Genomic DNA, 16,824 nt, shown 5'->3' on the forward strand with positions numbered 1-16,824 from the left:
CGGTCCGGATGCCCACGGATCCGTGGGGGTGATCCGGCGGACACCGGCCAATGCTCATCGAAGTCAGCGCAGGCGCGCCCACACACGCGGCAAGTCCAGATGCTCAGCGAACGAATCGGCCAGCCGATCGAGCGAGGCTTCGCGCAGCGCGTTGTAATCCTGCCGTTCGAGATCACGCGCCCCCGCCCATGTCAGCAAGGCATGCAACGCTTCAGGCGTATCGAACAGGCCGTGCAGATAGGTCCCCATCACCTGATCGTCCGCCGAGCGCGCCCCGTCGGCGACGTCTCCATCCAGCCAGACGGCCGGACGCGCAAGCGCCGCCCCGCGTGTCACGCCCATGTGAATCTCGTAGCCCTTCACCGGCGCGTCACCGGCGGTCAGGCGTCCTGACACGACACGCAACTGCTTGTGCGTCTGCATCGTGGTTTCGACCTCCAGCCACCCAAGCCCGGCCGTCGTGCCGGCGTCGCCCTCCAGCCCCAGCGGATCGTGAATCGCCGCGCCCAGCATCTGAAGGCCGCCGCAGATCCCCAGCACCTTGCCGCCGTAGCGCAAATGCCGTGCAATCGCCGGCTCCCAACCCTGCGCCCGCAGCCACGCCAGATCAGCCCGTACGTGCTTGCTGCCGGGCAGGATCACCAGATCGCTCGCCGGCCATGCCTCGCCCGGCCCCACGTACCGGAAATCGACCTGCGGATGGGCCCGCAGCGCGTCGAAGTCCGTGTGATTGCTGATACGGGGCAGGACCGGCACGGCCACGCGCAGGCGCGTCTCGGCGCCCGCCGTCGCGTGACGCTCGCGCGGCAGCATATCCTCGCCGTCGAGATGCAGGCCGTGCAGATACGGCAGCACGCCCAACACGGGAATGCCGGTCTTCTCCTCCAGCCATTCCAGACCGCTCGTGAGTAACGACGGATCGCCGCGAAACCGGTTGATGATGAAGCCCTTGATGCGGGCGCGTTCGCTATCCGACAGACACGCGAGCGTGCCGATCATCTGCGCGAAGACCCCGCCGCGGTCGATGTCTGCGACGAGCAGCACCGGGGCGTCGACCGCCTCGGCAAAGCCCATGTTGGCAATGTCGCGCGAGCGCAGGTTCACTTCGGCGGGGCTGCCCGCGCCTTCGACGATGACTGCGTCATAACCCGTGCGCAGACGCTCGTAAGCCGCCAGCACCGCCGCCATCGCGCGCGGCTTGTACTCGTGATACGCCCGCGCATCGAGGTCGGCCATGACCTTGCCGCCGATGATGACCTGCGCGCCACGGTCGCTGCTCGGCTTGAGCAGCACGGGATTGAAGTCGGTATGTGGCGCGATGCCCGCGGCCTGCGCCTGGAGCGCCTGCGCGCGGCCGATCTCGCCGCCGTCGGCCGTCACGGCGCTGTTGAGCGCCATGTTCTGCGGCTTGAAGGGGGCCACGCGCACGGCTTCGCGATGCAGCAGACGGCACAGACCGGCGACGACCGTGCTCTTGCCCGCGTCGGACGTCGTTCCCTGAATCATCAGGGTGCCGCGATAGCGGGGATGATCCGCATGATCGGCGTGATCCACACTGGCGGACGCTTCGAAATTGACAGGGATTTCACTCATGACGCGGATTATCGCACCGGGCGCTCGTACAATATCGCCCATGACCGATCTCGTTCCGACCTCCCCTGACCTGACCTTCGTATTGGGCGGCGCGCGCTCCGGAAAGAGCGCCTTCGCCGAGGGGCTCGCCGTGCAGAGCGGCCTTCCCGTCACCTATCTCGCCACCGCCGCCGTGAGCGACGAGCCCGAAATGCGTGCCCGCATCGCGCATCACCGGGCGAGCCGCCCCGCGCATTGGGAGACGGTGGAAGTCGGTCGCGATCTCGCCGGGGCGCTGCGCGATACTGCGCGCGAGGGGCATTGCGTACTCGTGGATTGCCTGCCGTTGTGGCTCGCCGGATGGCTATGCCCGCCGGACGATCATCCCGACGGCCCGGCGGACGATACGCAGTGGCAGGGCGTGGTCGATACGCTGGCGGCGACACTCGTGTCGCTGCCGGGCAAGATCGTCGTCGTCAGCAATGAAATCGGATTGGGCGTGATTCCGATGGGCTCGGTCACGCGCCGCTATGTCGACGAACTCGGACGCCTCAACCAGCGTGTGGCCGCGCTGGCACCGCACGTGCGTTTCGTGGTCGCCGGCCTGCCGATGGCGGTGAAGGGCTGAGTTGGCAAGCATCGCAGCAGGATTCGCCCGTCGGGGCAGAACACAAGCACAGCACACAAAGACAGATAAAGGATAAGCGCCGATGCTCACCGGACTCGCTCCCGAATCGCTCTGGCTCGCCGCATTGATCGGTGTGCTGCTCGACGCCTGGCTTGGCGAGCCACGCCGCTGGCATCCGCTCGTAGGCTTCGGATATGTCGCCAACGGTGTCGAGGCATGGCTCAACGATCCGGCCGTGCGCGACAAGCCGTTCAGTGCCATGACGCGCGGCGCGTGGGCCTGGTCGATCATGCTGGTAATTCCGGTGCTGATCGCCTGGGCGCTGACGTTCCTGCCCGGCTGGGGCGGCATTCTCTGGCAGGCGCTCGCGTTGTACGCCGCACTCGGCGCGCGCAGCCTGCGCGAGCATGTCATGCCCATCGCACGCGCCCTGCGCGACGGCGACGTCTCTCGAGCGCGTGCACTGACGGCACGCATCGTCTCGCGCGATACGGAGGACGCGAGTGCGTCCGACCTCGCACGCGCCACCGTGGAGTCGACGCTGGAGAACGGCAACGACGCCATCTTCGGTGCACTCTTCTGGTTCGCCATCGCTGGCGCACCGGGCGTGGTCCTCTTCCGTCTGGCCAATACGCTCGACGCGATGTGGGGCTATCGCACCGACAAGTTTCTGTATTTCGGCCGCCCTGCCGCGCGAATCGACGATATCCTCAACTGGGTTCCGGCACGGCTGACGGCAGCGAGTTATGCGATGTTCGGCGACGTCGCCCGTGCGATCGATTGCTGGCGCACGCAGGCCGGCGCCTGGTCCAGCCCCAACGCCGGCCCCGTAATGGCCGCAGGCGCAGGCAGCCTCAACGTCCAGTTGGGCGGGCCGGCGCGGTACCACGGCGAGTGGGAATCGCGTCCCCCGCTGGGCTGCGGCATGGAGCCGTCTGCGCAACACATCAAGGCCGCCTGGCGGCTCATCTCCCGCTCCATGTGGATGTGGCTGATCGTCAGCGGTGCGCTCGCGCTGTTCGCTGCCTCACAGGCCGACGCCATGCCCACCACGCTGCTTTGACCCTCATGTCTGCTTCATCGGCTTCATTGGCTTCGGCTGCCTCGTCCACTTCATCCACTTCCGTCGATTCGTCAGCGTCGTCCACGTCCTGCGCGCCGCGCCACGGCGGCAATCTCGGTGAGGCGATCCGTCAGTACGGCCGTGCGCGCGAGGACTGGCTCGACCTGTCGACCGGCATCAACCCCATCGGCTATCCCGTACCGATGCCGCCCGCGAGCGCATGGCGCGACCTGCCCGATGCGTTCGACGAGTTACGCGATGTCGCCGCGCACTACTACGGCGTGCCCGTCGACACCGTTGTGCCATGCGCCGGCTCGCAGGCCGTCATTCGCGCATTGCCCGAGCTGCTTCGCCCGGGACGTGTGGCCGTCGCCACGCTCACCTACAGCGAGTACGCCCCCGCCTTCGCACGCGCCGGGCATACGCTCGTGCCGTGGCTCGGCCCCGAGGCCGGCCTGCCCGACGTCGACTACCTCGTGTGGGTGAATCCGGACAATCCGACGACACGGCACGTCGATCGCGGAACGCTCGCGCAATGGCGTGCGGCGCTGGCAGCGCGCGGGGGCATGTTGATCGTGGACGAAGCGTTTGCGGATATCTCGCCTCACGCATCGATGACACCACACGTGGGCGCAGATGGCCTCGTCGTGCTGCGCTCCGTCGGCAAGTTCTTCGGACTCGCAGGTATTCGCGCCGGGTTTGCCTTGTGCCCGGCGTCGCTCTGCGCGTCACTCACGACGCGTCTCGGTGCATGGACCGTCAGCGGACCGGCACGATTCGCCGTCCGCACGGCATTACGCGACACGGCGTGGCAAAACGCCGCACGCGAACGTTTGTTGCAAGACGGTGAACGACTGTTGTCGCTGCTGCACGCGCAGGGCTGGCCCTCCGTCGGCACTCCGCTGTTTGCGTGGACACCTCACCTTTCGGCACCGCAATGGCATGAACGGCTCGCGCAGGAAGGTGTCTGGACGCGGTTGTTCGAGCCCCGTCTCATCAGCCGAACCGATGGAGCAACACAGCCGCTCCCGAGCCTGCGGCTGGGCTTGCCGTCGACGGAAGACGCGTGGCAGCGCTTAGAATCGGCACTGCGCGTGGCAAGCGTTGCCTGACGATAGGCCAACACCCCGGCCAGCACCGCCGGTGACTTTCATTCACTGCCATTGATTTGTCCCGGATTCCGTCCCAAATGCGCTTTACGGGAACTGCCAGGGGCCGGTGCCATCCAATTTTCTCGTTATGCTTCAGAACGGGCGCACGCTGCCCGACGTCACTCGGCACTGACGCTCCGCCACCGCTTACGCGGTATTCATTGACGGGCGTTCTCGACGTTTTCGTTACAAATTGAAGCATTTCTGCAACAAATGCACACAGTCATCGCCGAAGGGCGCCGCTAGACTGAAGGTTCTTTCGCAAGGGCTTTCCCCAATTAAAAGGACGACCAAATGAAAAAACTGCCGCTGTTGCTCGCCACGCTTCTGACCGCCACCATCGTGACGGTGGGTTGCTCGAAGAAGGAAGATCAATCGGCCGCTCCGGCTGCCGACACGACCGCATCGGCCCCGGCCGCTGCGCCGGCAGATAACTCGGCTCCGGCCAGCGATGCAGGCGCCGCAATGAGCGCGCCGGCATCGGACGCAGGTGCGGCTGCCCCGGCACCGGCATCGAACTAACGCCGCATGACGGACGCGCCGCTGCCAAGGACGCCGATCCTCCCGGCAGCGTGCGAGTCCGCCACGTGTCGCCGTACGCTCCAGTAACGTTTGACACTGCGCCACTGCATGATGCCGCATGTAACACCGCGCCCCCTGAACTCTCACGAGTCAGGGGGCGCGGTCATATGGGCATGGCGACTCACTTCAGCCCCACGTCAGACTCACTTCACGATCGTCACGCCGCCGTCGATGACGCCGTAGGCCTCGACCTTGCCGGTGCCGCTCGCGCGCGAGGCCGATCCCGCCCCGCCGTCAGGTGCCGCACACGCCCCCAGCATCGTCACGACGAACAGCGCCAGCGCGCTCACAATTCCGATATTTCGCTTCACAACGTCACTCCTTGAATCCAGCACGTCTTGCGTGGGTTGGCTATCGACGCCTTCCAACACGTCATACGACATTCCGTCACACATCGTTCGACCTCCCTTGCGTGACATCGGTTCGTCGGTTTCCCCCGCTCACCCTGTCCCCCCGTCCCTTCGGCCGCTTGCCCCGACGTCACAACCCACCGAGAATGGCGGACGCGTGGCGAAAATGATCTCACGTTGTGAATCTTCCCGAATATCCAACGTCCTCTTCGGGATCTCGCCCATCCTTCCCTCTCATCTCGATGTGACCGCTCCGGCCATGTTCCAACGCTATCGCCCATCGCGCCGTCTGGTGCAACGTCATCGTCTGGCCCATGCCCTGGCCGCAGGATGCCTCGTCGTCGCCTCGTCACTGAGCGCTTCACCGGGGTACGCCGCCGTCTCCGTGAAAGACGATACCGGCGCGACGGTCACGCTCGCAGCACCCGCACGGCGCGTGGTGAGTCTGGCACCGCATGCGACAGAATTGCTCTTTGCCGCCGGGGCCGGTGACAAGGTGGTGGGCGTGGTGAAGTACTCCGATTATCCGGAAGCGGCGCAGCGCCTGCCACGCGTCGGCGACAACAGCGCACTCGATCTCGAACGCATTCTTGCGCTCAAGCCCGATCTGCTCGTCGTGTGGATGCACGGCAATTCGCAGCGGCAGGTCGAAGCGTTACGTCAGTTGAAGCTGCCGGTGTTCTACTCGGAGCCGAAGCATCTGAGCGACCTGCCTGCCGCCATCGAAACGCTCGGCACGCTGATGGGAACGCCAGCGAAAGCGCAGGCGTCTGCCGACGCGTTTCGTGCCCGTTACGAAGCACTGCGCAAGCAATACGCGTCGCGCTCGCCCGTGCCGGTGTTCTATCAGGTGTGGACGCAACCGCTGATGACGCTCAACGGCACGCATATGGTGAGCGACGTGATTCGCCTGTGCGGTGGAGTTAACGTCTTCGCCGGCGAAGCGCCGCTGGTGCCGCGCGTCTCCGTCGAAGCGGTACTCGCGAAGGCGCCGGAAGCGATGTTCACGGCCACGCAGGGCGCAACGAAATCGGACAAGCCGCTGGCGACGCTCGACAGTTGGCGCAAGTGGCCGCAACTGCCTGCGGTGGCGCGCGACAATCTGTTCGGCATCGACGGCGATCTCATCAACCGCCCCAGCCCGCGCATTCTCGACGGCGCCACCACGATGTGCGAAGACCTCGATCTGGCGCGCTCGCGTCGTCCGTCAACCGGAAAGTGAGTGGCAGCCGAAGGGGGATGACGACGCAATGACAGTGCGGGCGTCGCCCCGTCAAGCGTTCCAGCGGATCAGGCGTGCTTGCCCGTCGTCGGCGATGTCGAGGTGACAGAGATGGCCGAAATCCAGCGTCCACGACAGACAGGCGGTGGTTGGCAGGCGCAGCGCGGTTGCCGTATGCAGACGAATCGGACCCGCGTGGGCGACGACGACATGCACTTCGTCTTCGCCCGTGGCTTGTGAGCGCAAGGCTCGCGCCCACGCGTCCATGCGGCGCACAACATCGCGCGCGCTTTCGCCATCCGGTGGCGCATAACCGCAGACATCCGCCGCCCACGCGTCGAGTGCCTTGCGATCGATGTCGTCCCAACGGCACCTCTCCCACGCCCCGAAATCCATTTCGCCGAGCCGCGCATCGACCTGTAGCCGAAGGCCGAGGTGCCCCGCCATCTCCTGCGCGACACGTTGCGCGCGGCGCAGCGGACTGCTGTGAATCGAAGTCACGCGACGGCCGTCGAGTGCATCGCCCAGGCGCGTGAGCATCGTGCTGAGCGCTGACGGCAGGATGGTGTCGATCGGCGGCACGTCTGCTCTGCCGTAGCAAATTCCCGGCGCGATGTCGGGCGGCGGGTGCCGCATCAATATCAGATCCATGCGCATACCGTGAGATACAACGCGAGTTCGCCGAGTTGCTGGGCGAAGCCAAGCGTGTCGCCGGTATAACCGCCGAGACGCCGACGCAGATAACGAATGAACCCGGCACGCAACACAACGAGCACCAACGCGCCCGCCACCCCCGCGCGCCAATCCGGCCACACCCACCACGGCGCGCTGCACGCCACGCCAAACATCAACCCGCCCACGCTCAGCCGCTGTGCCACCGGTTTGGCCTTGCCTTCGGGACGCACATAGTCGAGCGCGCGCAGCAGACTGATCGCCATGCTGCGACTCGCGGCATGCGCCCCGATCAGCACGACGGCAAAACCGCTCCACCCCACCGACGCCTGAATGTCGACAAGCGCCTGCCACTTGACGGCCAGCGCCAGCCACAGCGCGACCGCCCCATACGTGCCGATCCGCGAGTCGTGCATGATCGCCAGCACGCGTTCACGATCGAATGCCCCGCCAAACCCATCGACCGAATCGGCAAGGCCGTCTTCATGAAAAGCGCCGGTGAGCAGCACGCTCACGCCGAGTCCCAGTGCGATGGCGAGAGGCGGCGACCACAGGTGCCCCATCGCCACCGTCAGCAAGGCCACGCACGCACCGACGAACACCCCGACGAGCGGGAAGTATCGCGTCGCCGCGTTCAACTGTTCGGGGGAATAGCCGACCCATTGCGGAATTGGCACGCGTGTGAAGAATCCGAGCGCCGTCAGGAACAGTCGCCAGTGCCCCCGGAATCCTCCGAACGACGCCGTCGGGCAAGGCGGTGCGACGAGATCGCGCGAGCCGTTGCCGTTGCCGTTGCCGTTGCCGTTGTCCGCATCATCGTTGCGCGGCGAAGGATCGGGGACGGACGCCGTCATGCGCTGGTCGCCTCGCGATCGCTCACGCCCGCGCCTTCGAACGTCGCCATCTCGCGCAGGAAGGCGGCCGCCGCCTGAATCAGCGGCATCGCGAGCGCCGCCCCCGTGCCCTCGCCAAGGCGCAAGCCGAGTTGCAGCAACGGTTCGGCATCGAGCGTGTCGAGCATCGCCCGATGGCCAGTTTCGTCGGACGCGTGCGCGAACACGCAGTAGTCGAGCACGGCAGGCGACACGCGCGACGCGACCAGCAGCGCCGCCGTGCTGATGAAGCCATCCACCACGATCACGAGACCGAGTTTCGCCGCGGCGAGATACGCGCCCGTCATCATCGCGATCTCGAAGCCACCGAAGGTCGCGAGCGTGTCCAGTGGGTCGGGGTTGTCGCCCGCGACCGGATGCGCCGCCAGCGCGCGCTCCAGAATGGACGTCTTGCGGGCGAGCCCCGCATCGTCGACACCCGTGCCACGGCCGACGCACGCTGCGAGCGGCAATCCCGTCAGCCGCTGCATCAGACAGGCTGCGGCCGACGTGTTGCCGATCCCCATTTCACCGAAGCCGATCATGCGGGTGCCGCGCGAGGCATGCGTCACCACGCGCGCCGCGCCGGCGGTAAGTGCGGCCTCCAGTTGCTCGCGCGTCATCGCGGGCGCGTCGAGGAAGTTCCGGGTGCCGGGCGCCACGGGAATGTCGACGAGCGATGCGTGCGACGGGAAGTCCGCCGCCACGCCCGCGTTGATCACTTCCATTTCAATGCCGTTAGCGCGGCAAAAGACGTTGATCGCGGCACCGCCACGCAGGAAGTTGAGCACCATCTGCGCCGTGACGGCCTGCGGATACGGGCTCACGCCAGCCGCCACAATCCCGTGATCGCCCGCGAACACGAGCATGGCGGGACGCGTCAACTCGGGCGTCGCGCTCTGCTGAATGCGACCGATACGGTGCGCCACCCGTTCGAGGACGCCGAGGCTGCCGGGCGGCTTCGTCTTGATGTCGATGGCGTGTTGCAGCGAGGCGTCCATCGCGACGGAAGGCGAGGCGATGTCGAAGAGTTCGGTGAGCAGCGGGCTGAAAGCGGTCATGCGCAGACGTCCTGAAACGGTAATACGGGAGTGACTACCAGAGTGACAATGGCGCGCGGCACCGCGTACGGCCCCACGCGCGGATGTGAGTGTACGCCGGCGCGTGTGCCCATCGCGAATCCCCTTCGGCGCGGTGTCACGAGCACGGTCATCAGCGTCGAACCGGCACGAGCGCTTCGTCGTCGCCGTCGCGAATCAGACGCAACGGATAACCGAACGCGTCGCTGCACGACTCGGCCGACAGCACCTCGCGCACCGGCCCGGCGCGCCAGCCGCCACGACCGTCGAGCAGCAGGCCGTGCGTGGCGAAGCGTCGCGCCAGATTGAGATCGTGGCACGAGAAGATGACGGCCGCGCCCTTGCGCTCGGCGTGCGCGGCGAGCAATTCGAGCGCGTCGATCTGATGATGCAGATCGAGGTGCGACACCGGTTCGTCGAGCAACAACAACGGCGTGGCCTGCGCGATCACCGCCGCGAGCGACACGCGCTGGCGCTCGCCGCCCGAGAGCGTCGTGACGTCGCGCGAGGCAAAGTCTTCAAGGCCGACCTGTGCGAGGGCGGCGCTGGCGAGGGCGACGTCGTCATCGGACTCCCATGCCCCCCAACGTCCCGGCGCGAGATACGGGTGTCGACCCGCCAGCACGACTTCGAGCGCGGTCGCGGCGAACGCGTCGCGTATCTGTTGCGGCATCAGTGCCCTCACCCGTGCCAGCGGTTCGGGACGCCACTCCGCCAGCATCTTGCCGCCGATCGCGACGCGTCCGCTTGCGGTAATCGCCGCATCGCGGGCCGACGTCTCCGCGATGGGACGAAGACCCGCGAGCGTGTCGAGCAATGTCGTCTTGCCCGCGCCGTTCGGCCCGGCGAGACACCAGCATTCGCCCGGCGCCACCGCGAGATCCAGCCAGTCGACGAGCATGCGCTCACCCGCGCGCAACGTCAGCGCATGGGTTTGCAGCAACGGCTCGCGGGTCGATGCCGTGCTCGGCAAAGACGTCGAAAGATTCCCCGGTGAACTCATCGGATCACCCTCCGGGACAGCAGCCACAGGAAGACGGGCACGCCGATCATCGCGGTGATGACACCGACCGGCAATTGCGTCGGCGCGATCACGGTGCGTGCGACCAGATCCGCGAGCATCAGCAACGCACCGCCGCCGAGGGCCGCCGCCGGCAGCAGCATGCGCTGATCGTTGCCGAAACGCAGACGCAGGATATGCGGCACGACGAGACCGACGAAGCCAATGCTGCCCGCCGTGGTCACGGCAACGGCGGTGGCGAGCGACGCCGCCAGATAGATCCGCGCACGCAGCGGGCCGACGGCCACGCCCACGGCCTGTGCGACGGCTTCGCCGCGCAGCAGCACATTCAGACGATGCGCGACAGGGCACACGATGAGCAGCGTCACAGCGAGTGTGGAAAGGGGCAGCGAAGCGCGATCGACACCGTTCAGGTCGCCCGTCAGCCAGAACAGCATGCCCCGCAGGCTCGCGTCGGGCGCGAGCGTGAGAATCAGCGTAGCGATGGCGCCGAAGCCGGCCGCCATCATCACGCCGGTGAGCAGCAGTTTGGTGCTGCTGTCCCGGTCGCCCGGACGCAGGAAGCTACGGTGCGACAGGCCCATCACGATGACGATGGCCGCCAGCGCTCCCGCGAAGGCGCTCGTCTGCACCCAGAAAAACGGCAGCGTGAGCGCCAGCGCGGCCAGTGCTGCGACGCCTGCGCCGCCGGAGATGCCCAGCACGTACGGATCGGCCAGCGGGTTGCGCAATAACGTTTGCATGAGGGTACCGGCGACGGCGAGCAGGCCGCCGCAGGCGAACGCGGCCAGCGAGCGCGGCAGGCGCAGACGCCAGATCACGTCGCCCGCGAGGCCCACGTCATGTCCCAGCACCAGCGCACCGATCTCGCGCAACGAAACCGGCACGCTCCCGAGCATGAGCGACGCGACGAGCACGGCCAGCGCAATGCCGGCCAGCCCCGCCCAGATCGTGAGGGCGCGACGCAGCGTCATGCGTCAGCGCGCGCCACCGGGGCGCCGTCGGATGCGCGACCGGTCATGCGCAGGTCAGAACTGCTTCCAGCCGAGCGAGACGTAAATCGCGCGCCCGAGGGTGTTGTAGCCATAGACCGTCTGGTAGTTCTTGTTGAAGACGTTGTCCAGATGCGCCGAAACGTACCAGGATTTGTCGATGTTGTAGCGCGCCTGAAGATTCACGAGCGTGTAGGCACCAAGATGCTGGCCTCCCGTATCGTAACGCTCGCCGCTGTAGAAGACATCGCCGCCGACGCTGAATTTGCTGAAAAGCGTCTGCGTCACGCCGAACGAGCCATACTGCTTCGCGCGACGTGCGAGGACCTTGTCGGCGTCCAGATCGGTCGGGTTCTGACGCGTGAACGACGCCCGCACGTCCGTGCCCGTCCACTGAATCTTGCCCTGATAGGTCAATTCGAGCCCTTCCACGCGCGCCTTCGCCACGTTCGCGGCCGTGTACGGGAATACGGTCAGCGACTGAATCAGGTTCGTGTAGTTGGTGCGGAACAGCGCGAGTTTGGCCAGACCAAAGCGCTCGTCGAAGAACTGCACCGCGACCTCTTTCGAAATCGAGCGCTCCGGTTGCAGGTTCGGATTGCCGAAGCCGGGATAGAACAGCTCGTTAAAGGTCGGCGCGCGGAACCCGTCGGACGCGTTGGCCATCAGCTTCCACTGGTCGGTCAACCGGTATCCGTAGCCGACCCAGTAGCTGTTCGCGCCACCGAAGTCCGAATACATGTCGCGCCGCACGGTCGCCTGCACCTCGTGCTTCTGTGCGATCACGCCCTCGTAACCGACGTAGAACGAATCGAGATGGCGGTTGTTACGGTCGTAGTTCGTGTTGCTGTCGACGGTCTGCTCCAGCCGCGAGTAGCCGGCGATGAGCTTCTGATCCGGCAGGAAGACGTATTCGTTGGCCCAGTCGATCTGATTGCTCGACGTGTGGAAATTGCCGTTCCCGTTGCCGTTCAGATAGTTGTAGCTGTAGTCGTCGCCCTGCGTGACGGTGAAGCGCGTGCTCCACTTGTCGGTGACGTTGCCCTTCGCGTAGGCCGAGACCTGACGCACGCGGGCGTCGACATCGTTCAGGTCCGTCGGCTTGCCGAATGCACTGTCGTAGCTGCTGCTGCCGTCGCTCTGAAACAGACGGGCGCCGACTTCCCACGTATCGCCGAACTTGCGCGAGAGCGTGGCCGTCACGCTCGTGTTGTCGTCGCCGTTGCGGTTCGGATTGGCCTTGGGCGCGAAACGCGGGTCCTGTGCCGAGATGCCGTTCGTGTGAAAGCGCGAGACGTCGAGCGAGAAGCGCGTCTTGCCGTCATCGAACGACCCGGCGATACCGGCATTGGCCTGCGTGGTGTTGTTCGTCCCATAGCCGATTTCGGCGTGAGCCTTCGGCGGTCCGCCGTCGCCCTTGCGCGTGAAGATCTGGATCACGCCACCCACGGCTTGCGAGCCGTACAGCGCCGAGACGTTGCCGCGCACGATTTCGATGTGATCGATCTGCGACACCGGAATCTGCGCGATGTTGGTCGTACCGGTCGTGGCGGAGTTGACGGGCACGCCGTCGATGAGCACGAGCGACGAATTCGACGCAGCGCCGCGCATGAAGAGGCTCGCGGAAGTGCCGAAGCCGCCGTTCTGCACGATCTCGACACCGGCCTGAGCGCGAAGCAACGATGGCAGGTCCTGCGCCTGACTGGCTTCGATCTGCGCGCGCGTGATGACCGATGTGGACGCCAGCGTATCCGCGAGCTTCTGCTCCGTGCGCGAGGCCGTCACCACGGTCGTGTTGAACGTGGCATCGGTCGATTGCGCCTGTGCGGCGGCGCTAACGGCCAGCAAGGCGGCGGCCAGCGCTACGCGATGAGGCGAGAAGATCGAGGCAGCACGCGTGTGAGCGAGCGGGCTGGCGGGTGGTATGAAGCGCGAAGCAAAGGCAGGCGCGTGCAGCGCCATTGCGCGAACGTGGGAGCGCATGGTGTGGTGTGACTTCCGTAGTTTTCTTGTTGCCTTGACCCGTTCCCCCGCAGGTCGCCGACGAAAGGGGCGCATCGGGAGCGCCGGTGACACATCGGCATGCGAACACATGCGAATACGACGGGTGGCATCGGCACTTGAAAACGACAACACGCCACCTGCGGCTTGCGCCGGGCGGCATGATGGAATCCCCACTCACTTGGGCCGGTATCCGGGCTGATCATCGTCGCGCCTGACCGGCCTTCCCGCATGCAGATGGCACACAGTGGCGATAGAGGCGAAGCGCGTTTTCGGAAACCTTTCGGGTCGAAAGAATGACTTACCGTTGCGGGGGCAGCACAGGTTAGCCAGCCCGTGTAGGGACGCGGCTCCCTGTTTCCCGTTTAACTGCGCATGCCGGGGGGCGTGCGCGAGCACCGAAGTGCCGCAAGTGTAGGGGCCAATCGAACGAGCGTCAATGCTCGTTCGTCGGGCATTGGCCGCCGATTCCGTTAGAATGTAGGGCAATCAAGAGGACGCAGCCCGATGCTCACCGATCTCGACAATCTCACCGATAAAATGGAACAGTTGGTTGTGATCAGCCAACGTTTTCACCAACACAATCAAGCGCTGCTCGCGGAACTCGACCGTGCGCGCGCCGAATGCGACGAAACCCGCGCCGCCATCGAGCAATTGCGCACCGAACGCGACGCCTTGCGTTTGCAACGCGATCAGCTTGCCGCCAAGATCGACGAGGCTCAGGTTCGCCTGAACGCGATCCTCGAAAAGCTTCCCACGCAAAACCCCGCTGAGGGTCAGATGGATCTGCTCGGCACCCCCGGTGGAGAAAACGCATGACGATCAAGCAGCTCGAAGTTCATATTCTTGAACAGTCGTACCGCCTCGCCTGCCCGCCCGAACACGAAGCCGACCTGCTCGCCTCCGTCTCGCGCGTGGATGCCGAAATGAGCAAGGTCCGCGCGCAAAGCAGCGTGCGCGGCACCGACCGCATTGCCGTCATGGCAGCGTTGAGCCTGGCATCCGAATTGCTTGCGTTGGAAAAAAGCATTGCTGCTGGACAAGCATTCCCTGCCGAAGAAATTCAGCGTAGAATGCAAGCCATGGACGAACGACTGAGTGCCGTCATCGATCAGTATCAAAGCTGAAAGACATCGGTAACTGCCTGGTCCGAAAGGTTAGTTTTCCCTGCCTGGTTCGCGAAAGTCATAGATTCCTTGAACCAATGATCTGTTGCAGGTTGCGGAAGTTTGTAGTGCTGGCGTGAGCGTCACTCTGTCTGATGAACCCAAAGCGCTACTAACCGCGACCACCTTGAACCTCACGGTTCAGGATGCCGGCTTAGCGGCTGAGGCGGGGACCCAATGCACGGCACTGCGTGATGACATTCACGCAGTGCCGTTTTTTTTCGTCCGGCGGTTTTGTTCTGGTTTGATGCTTGCCTCGGACCGATAGTGGGTATCGGCGCCGACGTACCGCACAAAAAAAGCGACCCGCAGGTCGCTTTCATTTGCCATCAGGCGATCAGAACTGCGCTTCGTTCAGCGACAGCGCCGAGTCGGCCCCCTCGGTGATCGACTGCGCAAGGCCTGGAGCCTGTGTGAGGATGTGATCCGCGAAGAAACGCGCAGTGCCGATCTTGGCGTCGTAGAACGACGGATCGGTATCGCGCAGTTTCTGCGCCGCCAACAATGCACGCCCCATCTGCCAGCCGCCGAGCACAATGCCCGCGAGCTTCAGATACGGCACGCTGCCAGCGAACACCGCATTGGCGTTGTCCTGCGTATTCGCCAGCACGTAGTCCACCACGATGGCCAGCGCTTCGCGTCCCTTGGCAAGACGCTCGGCCACCGGCGCGGCCACACCACCCGCCGCGCGCAGTTCGTTCTCCGTCGCCTCGATCTGCTCACACAGCGCGCGGGCCACGGCACCACGATCGCGCAGCGTCTTGCGACCGATCAGATCGTTCGCCTGAATCGCCGTCGTGCCTTCGTAGATCGGCAGAATACGCGCATCGCGATAGTACTGAGCCGCGCCCGTCTCTTCGATGAAGCCCATACCGCCATGCACCTGTACGCCGAGGCTCGTCACCTCCAGCGACATCTCCGTGCTCCAGCCCTTCACGATCGGCACGAGGAATTCGTAGACGGCCTGCGCACGCTTGCCTGCCTCGGCATCGGCCGCGTGATGTGCGATGTCGGCCTGACCCGCCGCCACGTACGCGAGTGCGCGCGCGCCTTCCGTCAGAGCACGCATCGTCATGAGCATGCGCTTGACGTCCGGGTGATGAATGATCGACACCGCGTCGCGCGACGAGCCATCCACCGGACGGCTTTGCAGCCGGTCACGCGCATACGCCACGGCATGCTGATACGAACGCTCGGCGACGGCCACGCCTTGCATGCCGACCGCGAAACGCGCCGCGTTCATCATGATGAACATGTATTCGAGGCCACGGTTCTCTTCGCCGACGAGATACCCCGTCGCACCACCGTTGTCACCGAATTGCAGCACTGCCGTGGGGCTCGCCTTGATGCCGAGCTTGTGTTCGATGGACACGCAATGCACATCGTTGCGCGCACCGAGCTTACCCTCGGCGTCGACGTTGAACTTCGGCACGATGAACAGCGAGATGCCCTTGACGCCCGGGGGCGCATCGGGCGTGCGGGCGAGCACGAGGTGAACGATGTTCTCCGCCATGTCGTGTTCGCCGAACGTGATGAAAATCTTCGTGCCGAAAATGCGATAGGTGCCGTCGGCCTCGCGCTCCGCACGGGTGCGCACCATCGCGAGATCCGACCCGGCCTGCGGCTCCGTGAGGTTCATGGTGCCGGTCCACTCGCCCGAGAGCAGCTTGGGGACGTAGAGTGCACGTTGGGCGTCGGTGCCTGCGGTGAGCAGCGCTTCGACGGCGCCGTCGGTGAGCAGCGGGCATAGCGCGAACGACAGGTTCGCCGCGTTGAGCATTTCCGTGCAGGGCGTAGCGACGAGTTTGGGCAAGCCCTGCCCGCCGAACTCCTGCGGATGCAGCACGCCCTGCCATCCCGCTTCGGAAAACTGACGGAACGCTTCCTTGAATCCCGGCGTGGTGGTGACCACACCGTCCTTCCACGTACTCGGTTGCTGGTCGCCGATGACGTTCAGCGGCGCGAGCACTTCCTGATTGAAGCGAGCCGCTTCTTCGAGCACAGCCTGTGCGACGTCGGGCGAGGCATCCTCATAACCCGGCAACGCAGCGATGCGCGTCAGGTCCGCGAGTTCGTTCATGACGAACTGCATGTCCTTGATCGGGGCCTGATAACTCATGTCGTTCCTCCTGGGGATTTCGATTGCCTTCGGATGGTGGCGAATGCCGGATGCTTATTGTTCTATTTTTGCTGTTCGACCGATTCGGATGAAGACGCTCGCGACTCTCACGACGTCTGGCCGCATCCCCATACGAATCGACGGAAACAAGCTGCGGGCGCGAGGCCCGCAGCCGTACTGCTTTACAACGATGTCGCGCTAACCGGCGACGCGCTTACAGCGCGCCCGTGAGTTCCGGCACGACGGTGAACAGATCGCCCACCAGACCGTAATCGGCCACCGAGAAGATCGGTGCTTCCGGATCCTTGTTGATCGCCACGATCACCTTCGAATC

16 protein-coding genes, 1 other RNA gene, 1 pseudogene and 1 riboswitch are annotated in these 16,824 nt (G+C 65.2%); of the genes and pseudogenes, 8 read left to right on the forward strand and 10 right to left on the reverse strand.

Annotation, left to right across the window (positions count from 1 at the left end; genetic code table 11):
- Positions 1–63 precede the first annotated feature (63 nt).
- Positions 64–1,506 (reverse strand): cobyric acid synthase, encoded by a 1,443-nt coding sequence (locus PCA20602_RS17515; RefSeq protein ID WP_150722346.1) that lies wholly within the window; start codon positions 1,504–1,506, stop codon positions 64–66.
- 127 nt (positions 1,507–1,633) lie between these two features.
- Here PCA20602_RS17515 and cobU point away from each other — a divergent pair, with 127 nt between their 5' ends.
- The 4 genes from cobU to PCA20602_RS17535 all read left to right on the forward strand — a co-directional run bounded on the left by cobU (position 1,634) and on the right by PCA20602_RS17535 (position 4,936).
- Complete coding sequence (gene cobU / locus PCA20602_RS17520; protein WP_150722308.1) at positions 1,634–2,200, forward strand: bifunctional adenosylcobinamide kinase/adenosylcobinamide-phosphate guanylyltransferase; 567 nt, start codon at positions 1,634–1,636, stop codon at positions 2,198–2,200.
- Positions 2,201–2,282: 82 nt separating this feature from the next.
- A complete protein-coding gene (gene cbiB / locus PCA20602_RS17525) occupies positions 2,283–3,263 on the forward strand; it encodes an adenosylcobinamide-phosphate synthase CbiB (RefSeq protein ID WP_150722309.1) in 981 nt (326 codons plus the stop codon).
- A gap of 5 nt (positions 3,264–3,268) precedes the next feature.
- Positions 3,269–4,375, forward strand: a complete 1,107-nt coding sequence (gene cobD / locus PCA20602_RS17530) for a threonine-phosphate decarboxylase CobD (protein WP_150722310.1) — start codon at positions 3,269–3,271, stop codon at positions 4,373–4,375.
- A 333-nt stretch (positions 4,376–4,708) separates the two neighbouring features.
- On the forward strand, positions 4,709–4,936 hold the full coding sequence (locus PCA20602_RS17535) for a hypothetical protein (protein ID WP_069344301.1): 228 nt from the start codon (positions 4,709–4,711) through the stop codon (positions 4,934–4,936).
- Positions 4,937–5,139: 203 nt separating this feature from the next.
- Here the strand turns inward: PCA20602_RS17535 and PCA20602_RS25685 are convergent, their stop codons facing one another.
- A complete protein-coding gene (locus tag PCA20602_RS25685; protein WP_170836307.1) occupies positions 5,140–5,307 on the reverse strand; it encodes a hypothetical protein in 168 nt (55 codons plus the stop codon).
- Between the two features lie 298 nt (positions 5,308–5,605).
- Here PCA20602_RS25685 and PCA20602_RS17540 point away from each other — a divergent pair, with 298 nt between their 5' ends.
- A complete protein-coding gene (locus PCA20602_RS17540) occupies positions 5,606–6,568 on the forward strand; it encodes a cobalamin-binding protein (protein WP_150722311.1) in 963 nt (320 codons plus the stop codon).
- Between the two features lie 51 nt (positions 6,569–6,619).
- Here PCA20602_RS17540 and cobC read toward each other — a convergent pair whose 3' ends face one another.
- The 6 genes from cobC to PCA20602_RS17570 form a co-directional block, all read right to left on the reverse strand.
- Positions 6,620–7,219 (reverse strand): alpha-ribazole phosphatase family protein, encoded by a 600-nt coding sequence (gene cobC / locus PCA20602_RS17545; RefSeq protein WP_174981261.1) that lies wholly within the window; start codon positions 7,217–7,219, stop codon positions 6,620–6,622.
- Entirely contained in the window at positions 7,210–8,094 is an 885-nt protein-coding gene (locus PCA20602_RS17550) for an adenosylcobinamide-GDP ribazoletransferase (RefSeq protein WP_150722313.1), read from the reverse strand. The genes cobC and PCA20602_RS17550 overlap by 10 nt, the downstream gene beginning before the upstream one ends.
- Positions 8,091–9,173: a nicotinate-nucleotide--dimethylbenzimidazole phosphoribosyltransferase gene (gene cobT / locus PCA20602_RS17555; protein ID WP_150722314.1), complete on the reverse strand. Its 1,083-nt coding sequence runs from the start codon at positions 9,171–9,173 to the stop codon at positions 8,091–8,093. Before cobT ends, PCA20602_RS17550 begins: the two co-directional genes overlap by 4 nt.
- 151 nt (positions 9,174–9,324) lie before the next feature.
- The gene (locus PCA20602_RS17560; protein WP_246182215.1) at positions 9,325–10,092 is read right to left on the reverse strand and encodes an ABC transporter ATP-binding protein; all 768 of its coding nucleotides are present in this window, start codon (positions 10,090–10,092) and stop codon (positions 9,325–9,327) included.
- Positions 10,093–10,190: 98 nt separating this feature from the next.
- Positions 10,191–11,186, reverse strand: a complete 996-nt coding sequence (locus PCA20602_RS17565; protein WP_069344298.1) for a FecCD family ABC transporter permease — start codon at positions 11,184–11,186, stop codon at positions 10,191–10,193.
- 54 nt (positions 11,187–11,240) lie between these two features.
- Positions 11,241–13,187: a TonB-dependent receptor plug domain-containing protein gene (locus PCA20602_RS17570; RefSeq protein ID WP_150722316.1), complete on the reverse strand. Its 1,947-nt coding sequence runs from the start codon at positions 13,185–13,187 to the stop codon at positions 11,241–11,243.
- A gap of 185 nt (positions 13,188–13,372) precedes the next feature.
- A riboswitch (cobalamin riboswitch) is annotated at positions 13,373–13,623 on the reverse strand.
- Between the two features lie 89 nt (positions 13,624–13,712).
- Between PCA20602_RS17570 and PCA20602_RS17575 the strand changes: the two genes are divergently transcribed.
- The 3 genes from PCA20602_RS17575 to ssrS all read left to right on the forward strand — a co-directional run bounded on the left by PCA20602_RS17575 (position 13,713) and on the right by ssrS (position 14,548).
- Positions 13,713–14,024, forward strand: a complete 312-nt coding sequence (locus PCA20602_RS17575) for a hypothetical protein (RefSeq protein WP_044454750.1) — start codon at positions 13,713–13,715, stop codon at positions 14,022–14,024.
- Complete coding sequence (locus PCA20602_RS17580) at positions 14,021–14,332, forward strand: cell division protein ZapA (protein ID WP_047907312.1); 312 nt, start codon at positions 14,021–14,023, stop codon at positions 14,330–14,332. Before PCA20602_RS17575 ends, PCA20602_RS17580 begins: the two co-directional genes overlap by 4 nt.
- Positions 14,333–14,366: 34 nt before the next feature.
- Positions 14,367–14,548, forward strand: a non-coding RNA gene (ssrS, locus tag PCA20602_RS17585) — 6S RNA.
- Positions 14,549–14,708: 160 nt separating this feature from the next.
- Here the strand turns inward: ssrS and PCA20602_RS17590 are convergent.
- Together PCA20602_RS17590 and PCA20602_RS17595 are read right to left on the reverse strand one after the other, a co-directional pair.
- Entirely contained in the window at positions 14,709–16,490 is a 1,782-nt protein-coding gene (locus tag PCA20602_RS17590; protein ID WP_150722317.1) for an acyl-CoA dehydrogenase, read from the reverse strand.
- A gap of 214 nt (positions 16,491–16,704) precedes the next feature.
- Positions 16,705–16,824, reverse strand: a pseudogene (locus PCA20602_RS17595) (electron transfer flavoprotein subunit alpha/FixB family protein); the annotation flags it as partial.

This window comes from Pandoraea capi (genome assembly GCF_902459735.1).
GTDB classification, from domain to species: Bacteria; Pseudomonadota; Gammaproteobacteria; order Burkholderiales; family Burkholderiaceae; genus Pandoraea; species Pandoraea capi.